Origin of the sequence: uncultured Pedobacter sp. (assembly GCF_913776295.1) — a bacterium.
GTDB lineage: Bacteria > Bacteroidota > Bacteroidia > Sphingobacteriales > Sphingobacteriaceae > Pedobacter.
This window is the reverse complement of record NZ_CAJYOJ010000039.1, coordinates 141,725-156,897: the sequence shown is the minus strand read 5'-3', so window position 1 is coordinate 156,897 and position 15,173 is coordinate 141,725. Positions and strand designations below refer to the sequence as shown.

At 40.2% G+C, this 15,173-nt stretch carries 10 protein-coding genes; 2 read left to right on the top strand and 8 right to left on the bottom strand.

Annotated elements, in window-relative coordinates; all coding sequences use genetic code 11:
- Positions 1-4: 4 nt before the first annotated feature.
- Complete coding sequence (locus QZ738_RS07415; RefSeq protein WP_293786139.1) at positions 5-589, bottom strand: gluconate 2-dehydrogenase subunit 3 family protein; 585 nt, start codon at positions 587-589, stop codon at positions 5-7.
- 490 nt (positions 590-1,079) lie between these two features.
- On the opposite strand from QZ738_RS07415, the gene QZ738_RS07410 reads away from it, so the two are divergent.
- Positions 1,080-2,024, top strand: a complete 945-nt coding sequence (locus QZ738_RS07410) for an NAD-dependent epimerase/dehydratase family protein (RefSeq protein ID WP_293786137.1) — start codon at positions 1,080-1,082, stop codon at positions 2,022-2,024.
- A 74-nt stretch (positions 2,025-2,098) separates the two neighbouring features.
- On the top strand, positions 2,099-2,827 hold the full coding sequence (locus QZ738_RS07405; RefSeq protein ID WP_293786135.1) for a YebC/PmpR family DNA-binding transcriptional regulator: 729 nt from the start codon (positions 2,099-2,101) through the stop codon (positions 2,825-2,827).
- Positions 2,828-3,306: 479 nt separating this feature from the next.
- Here the strand turns inward: QZ738_RS07405 and QZ738_RS07400 are convergent, their stop codons facing one another.
- From QZ738_RS07400 to QZ738_RS07370, 7 genes are all read right to left on the bottom strand, one after another.
- Entirely contained in the window at positions 3,307-4,086 is a 780-nt protein-coding gene (locus QZ738_RS07400) for a prolyl oligopeptidase family serine peptidase (RefSeq protein WP_293786133.1), read from the bottom strand.
- 145 nt (positions 4,087-4,231) lie between these two features.
- Positions 4,232-6,529 carry a beta-glucosidase BglX gene (gene bglX, locus QZ738_RS07395; RefSeq protein WP_293786131.1) on the bottom strand — a complete coding sequence of 766 codons (2,298 nt, stop codon included), beginning with the start codon at positions 6,527-6,529 and terminating at the stop codon, positions 4,232-4,234.
- A 277-nt stretch (positions 6,530-6,806) separates the two neighbouring features.
- Positions 6,807-8,561 (bottom strand): discoidin domain-containing protein, encoded by a 1,755-nt coding sequence (locus QZ738_RS07390; protein WP_293786129.1) that lies wholly within the window; start codon positions 8,559-8,561, stop codon positions 6,807-6,809.
- A 14-nt stretch (positions 8,562-8,575) separates the two neighbouring features.
- On the bottom strand, positions 8,576-8,977 hold the full coding sequence (locus QZ738_RS07385) for a hypothetical protein (protein WP_293786127.1): 402 nt from the start codon (positions 8,975-8,977) through the stop codon (positions 8,576-8,578).
- Positions 8,978-9,035: 58 nt separating this feature from the next.
- The gene (locus tag QZ738_RS07380; protein WP_293786125.1) at positions 9,036-10,406 is read right to left on the bottom strand and encodes a glucoamylase family protein; all 1,371 of its coding nucleotides are present in this window, start codon (positions 10,404-10,406) and stop codon (positions 9,036-9,038) included.
- A gap of 56 nt (positions 10,407-10,462) precedes the next feature.
- Positions 10,463-11,935, bottom strand: coding sequence for a RagB/SusD family nutrient uptake outer membrane protein (locus QZ738_RS07375; RefSeq protein WP_293786123.1), 1,473 nt, complete (start codon positions 11,933-11,935; stop codon positions 10,463-10,465).
- An 11-nt stretch (positions 11,936-11,946) separates the two neighbouring features.
- Positions 11,947-14,958: a TonB-dependent receptor gene (locus tag QZ738_RS07370; RefSeq protein WP_293786121.1), complete on the bottom strand. Its 3,012-nt coding sequence runs from the start codon at positions 14,956-14,958 to the stop codon at positions 11,947-11,949.
- Positions 14,959-15,173 lie beyond the last annotated feature (215 nt).

Genomic DNA, 15,173 nt, shown 5'->3' with positions numbered 1-15,173 from the left:
GAAATTAGGTAGCCCAAGATCTTTGGCCAGGTTTCAATGGCGCATTGCCATCATAGCGGCCTGGAATAAGAACATATTCCCTTGCTTTGGTGCAACCAATTTCTGAAGAATAGTAACCGAGTAAGGTCAAATCTCTTGCTGTGACAAAAAAGTAAGCCAAATCTTTATTTTCTTCTGATTTGCCATCTTTTTGAGCCAATGCAATAGCCCTCAAATCGATCATTAGTTTTTTGCGGTCGGCTGGTGTTAACGTGATATAACTTTTTCCGAAATCTTTCATCGATTTTGCCTGGAGATCTTTAAAGCCCTGTGCAAAAGAAGTTTGCATGGTGGCAGGATAACAATCTTTCATCATCATCGGGATAAATTTACCTAAACCTGCTGCTTTGGCACCTGCAGATGACTTGGTTGTCGGGACAATGATATCAGCAAATTCGGCAAAAATCTTTTCATCTTCCAATGAATAGCTCACAAAGTTTTTTTCATTTTCGGGGAGCGTAAAACTTTCAAATAACACGCCCATTGTACTTGCCGAGATTGCTCCACCCAGCAAAAATGCAACGTTTTTGAGTGCTTCTCTTCTGTGCATCGTATTTATGATTTTATATTTTGGTTATTGATGTGTTGAATTAGTAATATTAGAAAAAATATAGCATAAAGAATGAATTTTTTAAATTAAATTATCAGCATGCAATATGATTGTTACTGAGTGGAATTGTTCTAAATAGAATTTATTTTCTGGCTTAACGGCATTAGAAACCCTGTTTTGATATTCATTTTACTTGGTGTAAAAAATACATTTAGTAGAGGTGGATGCGTTTCTTAACAATAAATTCAAAGATGAAGGTTTTCCAGTTAAATATCAGGCCAAATAGATTTGAACCAGGCTATTTATAGTTCACAATTGATCAAATTTTATCAGCTTTCAGTTTGGTTGTTTTGTTTAGCAATTTACAGTTATCGGTTTAGCCATCTGGTTAATAATTAATCACTCCTGCCATCAGGAATTTAACGCCTTCTTAAAATATTTTATTGCCTTTTAGGTCATTTTTTTACCTTTGCTCAATCTCAAAAAAAATATGCAGGAAAAAATTGTTGTTTTAGGCTCTAACGGGCAAATCGGGACGGAATTGGTAACCACGTTACGTAAGATATATGGTGATGATCATGTTGTTGCATGCGATATACGCAGGCCGGATTATGATATCAAAAATTCTGCACCGTTTGAATTTGTGAATGTACTTGATAAAGAAATGATCAATGGCATTTTTCATAAATACAGGCCTACACAAGTTTACCTTCTGGCAGCACTATTATCGGCTACGGGTGAGCAGAACCCCAAGCTGGCCTGGGATTTAAATATGAACGGTTTATTGAACGTGCTGGACTTAGCTTTGGAATATAAAACTGCAAAAGTGTACTGGCCAAGTTCTATCGCTGTATTTGGCCCAAATTCACCAAAAGATCGGACTTCGCAATATTGTATCATGGATCCAAATACCGTTTATGGCATCAGTAAACTGGCCGGTGAGCGTTGGTGCGAATATTACAATCAGAAATACGGACTGGATGTGCGTAGTATCCGTTATCCGGGCTTAATCAGCTGGAAGGCTGCCCCAGGAGGCGGAACAACAGATTACGCAATCCACATTTTTCATGATGCCTTGAAAAAAGGTAGCTACCAGAGTTTCTTAAATGCAGAAACAGAACTGCCTATGATGTACATGGATGATGCGATCCGTGGAACAATCGAGCTGATGGATGCCCCGGCAAACCAGATTTCGGTGCGCAGCAGCTATAATTTTGCAGGGGTAAGTTTTACACCTGAAGTTTTGGCGGCAGAGATCAGAAAACATATCCCGGATTTTACCCTGACTTACAGCGATCACGATCCCCGTCAGCAGATTGCAAACAGCTGGCCACGCTCTATTGATGATAGCTATGCTACAAAAGACTGGGGATGGAAACCAGCGTTCGATTTATCGAAACTGACAACTGATATGTTAAATAATTTAAAAAAATAATATAAAGGTAGAGGGTTTGAAGGTTGAAGGCTTAAGGTCTCACATCTCACATCTCATATCTTAATACTAAAAAAATGGGAAGAGCATTCGAATTTAGAAAAGAGAGAAAATTTAAGCGCTGGGCCAAAATGGCGGTTCAGTTTACACGTATTGGTAAAGATATTGTAATGGCGGTTAAGGAGTCAGGGCCTCACCCGGAAACCAATTCCCGCTTACGTACAGCAATTCAAAATGCGAAGGCGGTAAACATGCCAAAAGATCGGGTAGAGGCTGCAATTAAACGTGCTTCTGACAAGTCGATGGCCAATTACGAGGAAATTGTATACGAAGGTTATGCCCCGCACGGCGTTGCCGTTTTAATTGAAACCGCTACTGATAATACTAACCGTACGGTTGCAAACGTGCGTAGTTATTTTAACAAAACGAACGGTACCTTAGGAAAAACCGGATCACTGGATTTTGTTTTTAACCGCAAATCTATTTTCCGTTTTGCACCTGTAGAAGGTTTGGACCTGGAAGAATTAGAATTCGAATTAATTGATGCCGGTTTGGAAGAACTTTATGTAGAGGCCGATGAGGATGGAAACGATATCGTGGTAGCGCAAGGTGCATTCGAAAATTTTGGTTCTTTGCAGAAAGCATTGGAAGAGAAAGGTATTGAGTTAAAAAGTTCAAAACTAGAGCGTATCGCTTTATCTCACCATGAGGTTACAGAAGAGCAGGCTGCTGATGTATTAAAATTGATTGACAAGCTGGAGGAGGATGATGATGTACAGGCCGTTTATCACAATATGGCAGAGTAATAGGAATTGATATTTTACAAGAGCCTGAAGATTTTTTCTTCAGGCTTTTTTATAATTTCTATTTTTTGAAGAGCAAAACCTGTGCATTTCGGTTGCAGCAGTCCCGCCATCATTTCAAGTCCTCGGCCTCGTTCCTCAGCCTCCGGGCTTTACATTTTGTCGGGTCTAGGTTACTTAGGTTAACCCGGGTTAGTTAAACCTGACAGGAGCGGGCAGGAGCCCCAATTTTTTCAATTGGGGCGAGTAAAGCGGATGGCAGGGCTATCGGAACCGATCATCTACTGAACCCTGCTTTCCAATTCTATTACCTGAAAATCATTTTGCATTATCTCTTTTAAATTTAGTGGGTTCTGCTGAACTTCCGGCCGGTAGGACAGGTGTTCTAGCATCTATTGAAGAAAAACCCTGAAATAAATCCGATAGCTAGCTATCGGACCAGGGTGACGATAGCGAGAAACCTGCGAGGATTGATTAACCTGCTATTTCTTATGCGAAAATAACCAGGGCAATAACTCTGGTTCGGCAAATGCACTATCCCAGCTATTGTGGTTTGCGTTGGGATAAAGTGTAAATTTTACCTCGGCACCAACACTTTTCAGCCGTTCGGCAATGGCCATCGATAATACCGGATCTATAATATCATCTTTAGCACCATGAAAAATCCAAAGGGGTACTTTTTGATATTTTTTAATGTTGTTGGTATTGTCTCCACCACAGATAGCGATGGCTGCTGCAAACTTACGCCGTTCTCTTCTCAACAGTTCGTAAGTACCCATAGCGCCCATTGATAGGCCCCCTACGTAAACCTGATCTCTGTTTACATATGGCTTTCTAAGGAAATCTTTGATCATTCCCTGTAAAGCATGCATGATCTTGGTAGATTTACCTCCTTCTACAAAGCTGAACCTTCTTTCACCTTTGTTATCTTTCTCAATATTCACATTGGCCCAATAATCATTTTGCGGACATTGCGGAAAAACTACAATAGCTGGGAAATTTTTCCTGAAGTCATTTTTTAAAAACAATTTTCCACCATGTACCAGCTGACTGTTGTTATCATTACCTCTTTCTCCACTTCCATGCAAAAAGAAAACGATCGGATATTTCTGCTCGGGATTAAAATTCTCCGGAAATAAAATCCTGTAGTAAATAGAATCCTTTCCTTTAATAAAGCTTCCCCTATCGTATTTTTTTAAGTCTTGAGCGTTTAAAATGAGTACGGGAAAAAGAATGCAGATAGTAAGAATAATCTTTTTCATCTGTTTAATAGGTTTTAAAAATAGTGCAACCGTCATTTTTAATTGTGCGCTATATTTTGGTCAATTACAACGGTTTATTGAACAAAAATAGAAAACCCTGGCTACTTTACAATAGCACAGGGTTGATAACCAAACCTAAAGGTCTTTATTTCAATGTAAAAGATGCTTCCTTTACATCGTGTGAATTTGTACCGATAAACACCTTGAAATCGCCGGGTTCTGCAACGAATTTCAAGTCCGAATTGTAAAATTTAAGATCGTTTTCCTCAATCGTGAAAGTAACCGTTTTGCTTTCTCCTGCCTTTAAATTAATTTTTTGAAAACCTTTCAGCTCTTTAACCGGGCGGGTAATGCTCCCAACTAAATCCTGGATGTATAGTTGCACCACTTCCTTGCCTTCATAGTTACCTGTATTGCTTAAGGTAACCGATGCTGTGATTGATTTTCCTTTGCTCAACGTATTTGCACTCAGTTTAACATCACTATAATTAAATGAGGTATAGCTTAAACCAAAGCCAAAGGGATACAATGGATCGTTGCTTACATCCAGATAGTTGGAACGGAATTTTTCGAACCATTTACCTTCAGCGAGGGGGCGTCCGGTGTTTTTATGTGCATAATATAGTGGCACCTGACCCACATTTTGAGGGAAAGTTACGCTCAGTTTACCGGATGGATTAACATCGCCAAAAAGTACATCGGCAATTGCATTTCCGGCCTCACTTCCTGGGAACCAAACATTTAAAATGGCCGGGATATTTTGCTGTTCCCAGTTCAATGCCAACGGACGCCCCGTAAACAGCACCAATACCAAAGGTTTACCCGTTTTAGCCAAAGCTTTTAAGAGGTTTTTCTGTGTTTCAGGGATCTGGATATCAGTTACACTACTGCTTTCGCCTGTAAATTCAGAACCTTCGCCAACGGTAGCCACAATAACATCAGATTTTTTGGCCACTTCCAAAGCTTCTTTAATCATTTCCGCTTCCGTTCTCGGATCACGTTTATATGTTGGATTATGCACATTGACATAACGATGTTCCATAGCAGAATCGGCCAAGAAGTTTGCTCCGCGTGCGGTTAATATCTTTGCTTGATCGCCCAGCGCATTTTTTAAACCCTGAAGTACCGTTACCGACTTGTCAAAAAGTGCAGCAACACTCCAGGTACCATACATATTAGCGGTATTATCTGCCAAAGGACCAATTAAACCAATGGTTCCTGATTTTTTTAAGGGAAGCAGGTTATTGTTGTTTTTCAACAGGACAAAACTTTCTGTTGCAACTTCGCGTGCCACCTGACGGTTAGCCGGGCTAAATACCTCTTTTTCTGCTCTTTCTGTATTGCAAAATTTATAGGGATCTGTAAATAATCCCAACTTGTATTTGGCCTGAAGCACTAAGCGGCAAGCCCTGTCTATCTGTGCGATACTAACTTTTTTCTCTGCCAATGATTTTTTTAAAGTACCTAAAAAGCCTTCGCCTACCATGTCCATATCAATGCCGGCATTTAAAGCCAGCGCAGAAACAGTTTGTAAATCACCCATGCCATGTGCAATCATTTCAGGAATTCCGGTGTAATCGGTAACCACAAAACCCTTAAATCCCCATTGTTTCCTTAAAACATCTGTCATGAGCCATTTACTTCCTGTAGCAGGAATGCCATCCACTTCGTTAAAGGAAGCCATAATGCTGGCTGCACCTGCATCAACGGCCGCTTTATAAGGTGGGAAATACTCGTTATACATCCGCACTTTGCTCATATCCGTGGTGTTATAGTCTCGGCCTGCTTCAGCTGCACCATAAAGCGCATAATGTTTTACACAGGCTAAAATCTCGTTATTAGCCTGTAGTTTACCCTGATAGCCTTTTACCATCGCCGCAGCAATTTGCGAGCCTAAATAAGGATCCTCTCCGCTGCCTTCTGAGATACGGCCCCAGCGTGGATCCCTGGAAATATCAACCATGGGGGAAAAGGTCCAGTTAATTCCGCTTGCACTGGCCTCTATAGCAGCTATACGGGCCGATTTTTGTACCGTTGCCATATCCCAGATACAGCTTACGCCTAATGGAATAGGGAAAACGGTATTGTACCCGTGGATGACGTCCATTCCGAAAAGCAACGGAATTTTCATACGACTGTTTTCGACCGCTATTTTTTGTACCGCTTTAATCTTATCTACACCTTTAATGTTGAATAAACCACCAACTTGTCCCGCTTTAATTTTTTTTGAAATGTCGCTGCTGTTGGCCTGTCCGGTGGTGATATCACCTGAACTTGGCAGATTCAGCTGTCCAATTTTTTCATCGACTGTCATTTTCGCCATCAGGCTGCTGATGAAAGTGTTCATCTTTGCTTCTTCTGCCGAAACAGGTTTTTTGTTTTGTGCTGATCCGTTCAGTACAAAGAGTGTTAAAAAAACAACCAGGATATTCGCTTTCTTCATTATATATGTGTTTTATTCTTTATTTATCAAGTTCCTGCAGACACTCGTTTCCAAGGAGTGTCTGAATAGTTTAACGATTTTATCGTTTTACTTTTAATCGTTAAAAACGATTTGTTATTTCCACACTCGTTATAAACGAGCGTGAGCTTCATATCTTTACTCGCTTGCGCTCGTTTCCAACGAGTGCTTAAATAGCTTTACGACTTTGTCGTATTTGGAATCAGCTGTTAACAGCGATCTGTCATTTCTTAATCTGTAGAAAAGACATGAATGAGTATTAATCAACTTTCTTTATTTCAGTTTTTACTGATACGCCGTTCTCATTAATCGCCTCCATCGCAAAATAATATGCTTTTTGACTGTCCATTGCCTTAAACCAGTATTCATTAAAATCGTGGATCATGATGCAGTTGTACAGTTTATCTGGTGCTGTGCCATAATAGAGATTATAGGCAAAGGCATTATCAACAGGTTCCCATTTGATATAAGCACTACGTTTATCTTTTTCTGTCCTTAAAACGATCAGATTTTTTACCTGAGCGGGTTTTTCACCGTTTCCATTTCCGAAAACGCGTAAGCCACTGATGGCAAATTTTCCGGTAGGCATGTGGATGTTGACCATTTTGATAAACTTGGTTTTAACCGGTTTTGGCAATTCGATATAATCATGCGGTACATCTGTTTTGTTCTGGCTTTTATCAATCAAAGTCGTCCATTTTTTGCCGTCAACTGATGAGAGGATTTTATATTGATGATAAATTCCGGTTTGTTTGCCTAAAAATTCGGCATCCTGATCTGCATAGTTGATCTGTATGGCGTTAACGGTTGCAAGACTGCCCAAATCAGTCTGGATCCATTCGCCGTTATTTGCTGTTTTTGCACTCCAATAGGTTTTGATATTTTCGTCAACCGCATTATTGGCATTAAAGCCGCCCAGTGTGGAGGATACAGTTACCGGTTTTTTATAGTTGATGAGCATCCAGCCCGGACCGGCAGGTTCGCCTTCTTTTCTTTCGGCTGGTAAATAGAGCGGATAATCGCCAAATGCGGTATTGGTCCACATCACATCGTCCTGATCAAAACCGGTTGGCCAAATGCCCATGCGGCGTTCCCAGGTGTTTTTTACACAGATAATGCTGGTAGAAATGTGCCAGTAATTTTTATTGTTATCCTGAAAAGTTGCCCCATGACCTGCCCCGCGTGAAAATCCGCCGCCCTTATAACTTAAAGGATCGGATTGCGGAATTGTTGGCGTATCATAAAACAGCGGTTTTGTACCAACCACTACACCATCCGAATAACCACTAAATTCTGTTCCGGGAGCACCATATTGGAAGTAATATTTGCCATTATGTTTGGTCATCCAGGCACCTTCGGCAAAGGGATCAAGAAAAGTATTGTCCATATACTCGCCGAAACGCTGCCAGCCATAGCGCCAGCTTTCCAGTAAATACATTGGTGTACGGGTGCCTTTGGGTTGAAAAGTTTTGCGGTCGAGCTCTACACCATACATCGGGTAATTATTGCTGCTGCCGTTGTACATATAAAATTTACCATCATCGTCGGTAAAAAAGGCTGGATCCCAACCACCAATTTCCAAGGAATCAACTAAAGGAAACCATTTATTCCCTTTAGGATCTGTACTGCCCCAAAGGGTAAAGTTTTTGGTATAAGTACTGCCAAAAACCACCATGGTATCGCCAACAATGCCCACACCGGGTGCACAGAGTTCATCTTTGGTTTTGTTCCATGGGCGCAAAAATTTTCTTTCGTGAAATTTCCAGTTCAGCATATCTGCACTATGCCAGTATCCCCATTGGTTGGTGCTGAACAGGTAAAAATCGCCTTTATAGTTTACAATAACCGGATCGGCCGTAGCACGGTGTTTGCCCCATTCTGTAAAAGACTCGAAAGGGGTATAACCATAATCTACATTGATGGGGTTACAATAGGTTTTTTGCTGTGCATGCAGGATATAAGTATTGCAGAGCAGGGTTGATATTACAAATATTTTGAATAAATGTTTAGCCATTATTCATTAGGTAACTAGTTAAAAATATTTATTTTGGCGCAACTTGAGCAGCCTATCGACATACCGCTAACTGTTAAACCGGTAACATGCGATTTATGCTCCCAGTACACCCACATATCATGCGCGCCTCCTGTCGACGTTAGCGTAACGGTATAAACATCTCCGTTTTCTGGTATCTGGCCGATAACCGTTCCACTTGGAGAATTTGGTTGAATAAAGAATGAGTAAAACCCTCCGCTGGTATTATTTTCTAACCTTACATATACACCATCTGTAGTGGAGTTTGTTGCGGTTACATTTACCGTGGCGAATTTTGATTTTATGGTTTTATGTTTAGCTCCGGTTACATTAGTGAAGCCCGAATTAAGGATTACACATCCTATCACTGCTGTTAATATTAAAATTACTTTTTTCATGGTTCTGTAGATTTAATTTAAAATATATGGTGGCTAAACATTTATATACAATTTAATATTAAGGTTGAAACTGGAAATCCAGCTTATTTAAGCCATTCTGTACGTCCTTATTTCCCATAAATAACTTCCAGAGTAAGCCTGATCGGTAATTTTCGATCATGACGACCATTGGCCCCTGATCAATACCCAGATACCTTTTTGGGTACCAGTTGTCGGTTTCAGAAAAAGCATCATAAAAACCGTATTTACCCCAAACTTTATCGCCCAGATCTTCATAAAGATGCCTGATTACTTTCATCGATTCTTTCGGGGTGTAGGGGATGGAAGATATAGCGGCAGTTGGAGAAATTACACCAAAATCTTCCTGAATACTGTGAGCGGCATAACCTTTTACAGAGTAACTGGCCGTTAAACCCCAGCTATTTTCGCCATACCCTTTAAATTTTTTTGGATTAGCCACACAGTAGTCATGTATGGCCAAAGTTTGATTAACATTATTTTGCCAATAATCGGCATAGCGGTCTTTTAGTCCCTTTGGATTTAAACCCAGATATGAATAGTGTGCCCAGAATAATGGACCCACAGAATTTTTTGCACCCTGATAATCTAAGGGAATGTGATGTCCATACAGATCAAAATTAGCCTTGATTGATCCATTTCTTGCCCAGCCTTCATGATAAACTTCGGCAGGCACACCATGGATAGGAGATGAGGCTGCCATCACGTACATAATTAAACATTCGTTATAGCCTTTTACCGGAAAATTCATTTCCCACTGGTATTCCGGCGACCAATGCCAGTATAATACATTTTGGCCACCATTGCGGTACCAGTTAAAATCAATGCCTTTCCAAAGTTCGTCAGCTTTGTTAGCTAAAGCTTTTTCTGCATCTGTTCCGTTTTTATAATATTCTTTAATGCAGATTAACGCCTGTGCAACAAATGATGTTTCTACCAGATCTCCGCCGTTATCTTTTTGTCCGAATGGACGTACTTTACCGGTTTCGCCATAAATCCAGTGCGGCCAAGCACCATGAAAGCGGTCGGCTTTGGATAGAAAATCCAATATTTTATTTAACCTTTCCAAACCCTCTTTTTTAGTGACATAATTCCTGTCAATCCCGCTTAAAATGGCCATTAAGCCAAATCCGGTAGCGCCTGTTGCAACCGTGCTTTTATCATTCTCCGGATATACATTATCTACATGATAACGTTCGCGACCGGCACCAGATGTTGGTTCTGCACCATCCCAAAAATACTGGAAGGTTTGTTTTTGAACGAGATCAAGCAATTGCTCATCGCTTAGGTTTTTTTTAATGCTGAGATCTGCATCGTAGGTCTGGGTTTTGGCTTTAGAGCATGCACCTAAAATCAACAATGAAACCAGGATAACAGATAATGAAATTTTTGTAGAATAGGTTTTTAGCATCGCGTAAGGGTGAAAAAAGGGCTGCCAGTTTATCTGGCAACCCTTTGAAGTTTATTTTAGTAACCAGGATTTTGCTTAAGCAAACCTCCGCTTAAATCAATTTCGGTTTGTGGAATTGGCCAAACTTCATTTTTATTGGCTTTCCATCCTTTAGGACCAAATACAGTCAATCCTCGGCCTTGCCTGATCACATCGAAATAACGATCGTTTTCCATTGCAAGCTCTACCTGTCTTTCTTTCCAGATAGCTGCTCGTAGTGCAGATTGGTCTGTCGTTGTCACATCAGGTAAAATTGCCGGATTTGACCCTCTCGCACGTTTACGCACCCTGTTTAAAGAAGTAAGTGCCTGCGCAGGATTTCCTAGTTCGTTCGCAGCTTCCGCATTCATAAGCAAGATATCAGCAAATCTTAATACCCTGATATTTTGTTGCGCACCTTCATTATAGCCTGATACTCTGGTATTAAACGGTACGTAAGATTTTTGATTATAACGTGGATTAGGTACAGAAGTAGGAACGAGGTCGCCCTGTGGCGTAGTTTCTCCTCTGAAAAGAATGGTAGCATCTTTTCTTGGGTCTCCGGTTTCATAAGCGGCCTCCAATTCTGCAGATGGTGTATTAAAACCCCATCCCATCACGCCTGCAACGCCTTGAACCTGACTGTATTGTGAGTTAGATGCGTCAGGATTTCCTTGAATCAATGAAGCTTGTACTTCAAATAAAGATTCAACGCTGTTTTCATTTGCTTCTCTAAACCCTTTTTCATAATCAGGGAACAAATCGTATCCCATCGTCATTACCTGATTGGTTAGGGACAGAACATCAGCCCATTTTTTCTGATACATAGCAACTTTTGCCTTCATGCCCAGGGCAGCGCCTTTTGTTGCCCTACCTAAATCTATTGCCGGATAAGATTGGGGTAAAACAGCAGCAGCCTCTGTCAGGTCTTTTTCAATCTGTGCATATACGGCTGTTTTATCAGATTGAGGGATGTTATATTCTGAATTATCTTTAGGAACATTTAATCTTAATGGAACATTTCCATAGGCCCTCACTAATCTGAAGTAGGAATATGCCCTTACGAATTTTGCTTCGGCAAGATATCTGGCTTTTAACGTGGCGTCCATATCAATGTTTGGCACATTATCCAACACCTGGTTACAAAGATTGATATTTTGATACTGACCCGTCCAGAAGCCCAATAAAGATCCCTGAGTAGAAGTTACCGTAAACTGATCAAAAAGATTAAAGAAAGTTGCATCGGTAGGAGTACTGCCTTTGTCTGCTTCATCTGATCCGGTACTTTCAATAGCAATTGCATTAAATGCCACGTTATCCCAGCTACGTAAATTAGCATAAATGGCATTTACACCTTTTAAAGCATCGTCACCTGTTTTCCAAAAGGTAACAGATGGTTGCTGGCCTTGTGGCGGAACATTAAGGAAGTCTTTTTTACAAGATGCGGTAAAAAGCATTGTACCTAAGGCTGTAGCCAAAAGACAAGACTGTATATTTATATTTTTTTTCATTTTGATGTCGATTAGAAAGTTACGTTAACTCCGAAATTATAAGTTGCGAACAAAGGATAAACGTTTGTATCTATACCTGCATTGGTTGGCGTTCCGCCCACCTCGGGACTGAAGCCTTTATACCCGAATATGTTAACAGCATTTTGAGCATTTAAAAACACCCTGAGTCTTTGCATTTTCATTTTGGTGCTGATAGCTGCAGGAAGTGTATATCCTAACTGAATATTTCTCAATCTGATGTAATCGCCTTTTTCTACGTAAAAAGAGTTTGGTGCATTATTCAGGCCTCCCGCCAGATCGGCAGAAGGGTAAGTATTAGATGAACCTTGGCCAGTCCAGCGGTGATCAAAGAAATCTTTGGTGTAATTTTCATTACCAAAACGGTTGCTAAGATTAGCATTAAATACATCTACACCGGCTACACCTTGAATATCGAGTGTTAAATCGAAGTTCTTATAGGCAAAGTTTGTATTTAAACCATAAGTGAACTTAGGATTTGGGTTACCAAGAACAATTCTGTCGGAAAGGTCAATTTTTCCATCACCATTAATATCTGCATATTTAAAATCTCCTTTTTTAAAGCCTGGCCACGCTGCTGCCTCAGCATCTGTTTGGAAAACGCCTACAACCTGATAGCCGAAAAACTCTCCAATAGGGCGGTTGTTAACGGTTCTTGTAGAAAGATACCCACTGGTAATCCCTTCTCCACCCTTGTAAATTGGATTCGCTCCGGATGTTACATTGATTACCTTGTTATTATTGATACCAACGTTTCCACTGATCGAGTAAGTAAAACCACCAGCTGTTTTATCTGCCCATGTGGCTAAAAACTCGAAACCACGATTGCGGATATCTGCCTGGTTAGCAATTAATGAGCTATTTACAGTACCTAAACTTCCTAATACAGGAATATCAAAAATAGCCTGTTCTGTTTTTCTGTTGTAATAATCAGCTTCAATGGTTAATCTGTTGTTTAAAAAGCCCATTTCTAAACCTACATCTGTACCAGCACTTCTTTCCCAAAATAGTGTAGGAGGTACTAAAGATCTGATGCTTGCGCCAGTATAGGGTATGCCACCAAAAATGGCAATCAAGGCTGCCGATTGATCTACCGTTTGAGTAGAAGGGTTGAAAGGAACGCCGGCATTACCCACTTTACCCCAGCTTCCTCTTAATTTTAGATTGCTGAAGATTTTTTGATCTTTCATAAAATCTTCATTACTGATTACCCAGCCTGCACCGATTGAAGGGAAGTTACCCCAAACATTATCAGAACCAAAAAACTGTGAAGCACCATCTCTTCTAACAGATGCGTTGATCAAATATCTGTTTTTGTAACCGTAATTTACCCTTGCGAAATAAGATGCAAAGGTTGATAATTCGCCCCTGTCTACAATACCTCTGCTAGCTGCATCACCCAATGCCAGATACAAATCTCCTTCTGAAGTGTAGGGTACGTTTAATGCTTCGGCATTAATGGCATAAAGTTTATTACGCTGAGCGGTTTGTCCCAACAAAACGGTTAAGCTATGATCTGCCCATTTTTTATCATACGTTAAAGTGTTTTCAATAATCCAGTTTCTGTTTTCAACGCGATCTATATCCAGTTTACTGTTTGTATTTTGCTGGGTATTACTGGCTTTGTAAACCGGTACGTATCCCCGGACTTCTTCCTGGCCGAAATCACCACCAAAGCTTGTTTTAAAGGTAAAATTCTTCAGGAATTTTAATTCGGCATAAATGTTACCGGTAACTTTATACTTCGTTGTGTTTTGATTAAAGAAATCAAGCGTAGCCTGAGGGTTCATGTTACTTCCATTACCCAGATTAAATGCATTTGGATCGCCGTAGCTGCCATCAGCATTAAACACCGGAACCACTGGTGATGCTGCATATAAGGCTCTGAAAATACTGTTAGGAGCATCCTTAGATTTGCTCGAGGTAGCAGTTACATTATACCCCACTTTTAAGGGCTCAAAAATTTGGAAATCGTTTGATAACCGTGCCGTATATCTTTTATAGTTATTATTTTTTACGATACCATCCTGATCTAAATAACCAAGCGATAGGTTATAGGTAGATTTTTCCGTTCCACCGCTTACGGATAGCTGGTGGTTGGTTACCAAAGCATCTCTTAAGATAACATCGTACCAGTTTGTGCCTTCGCCTAAATTGGTGTTTGCAAATAAAGGAGCAACTGGCGGATTTTGTAAGCTATAGGCCTCGTTTACAGCGGTGGCATATTCTGATGCATTTGCCATTTCGACCTGATTGGTCACTTTTTGAAAACCTACCGTTCCGTTATAGTTAATAACAGCATCACCTCTTTTTCCTTTGTTGGTCGTAACTAAAACCACACCATTTGCAGCTCTGATACCATAAATAGATTGCGAAGAAGCATCTTTTAAAATACTAATACTTGCGATATCTGCAGGATTTAGGAAGTTGATGTCATCATACCAAACACCATCTACCACGTATAGCGGACCCGTTTTACCATAAATGGTTCCGGTTCCCCTGATGGTAATGGTTGGTGATGCTCCTGGAGTTCCAACGTTTGTGATCGAAACACCGGCAACTTTTCCCTGTAACGCACTTACCGGATTTACAGAAGGTTGTTTAGAAATATCTTCACCTTTTACGTTTGCCACAGACCCTGTTACGTCAATTTTACGTTGTGTACCATAACCTACTACTACAACCTGCTCTAATTGTTGTGTAGATGATGCCAATGATACATTAATAGTCGTTTGATTATTTACAGCTTGCTCAAATGCTGTGTAGCCTACAAAGTTGAATACCAAGGTGGCATTAGCCGGCACACTAATGGAGTAGTTGCCGTTTACATCTGTTTGGGTGCCACTTTGTGTGCCCTTGATTAAAATAGATACGCCAGGTAATGGAGTCTTATCACCGCCATCGATTACCTTACCTTTTACAGTAATGTTTTGCGCTAATGCTACGTTAATTGTTAGCAAACAAAATGCAGCGAGAACAGAAATTCTTGTAAAAATTCTTTTCATGCTTTATTATAAATTTAGTTTAATTGTTAGTTAAATGTGGGGTTGTTTTTGTAGATGTGCAAGTGATTTTACCTCTACATTAATACATCAACAAGATCGATGATGCTCAGTAGGGAGCTAAACTGAATGCGATTTTAGGTCAAAAACGCAGTTTTTTTGAATTTTAACGAAATGTTAACACGTAGCTATGTGTAAAAAGTACACCAAGTATTTTG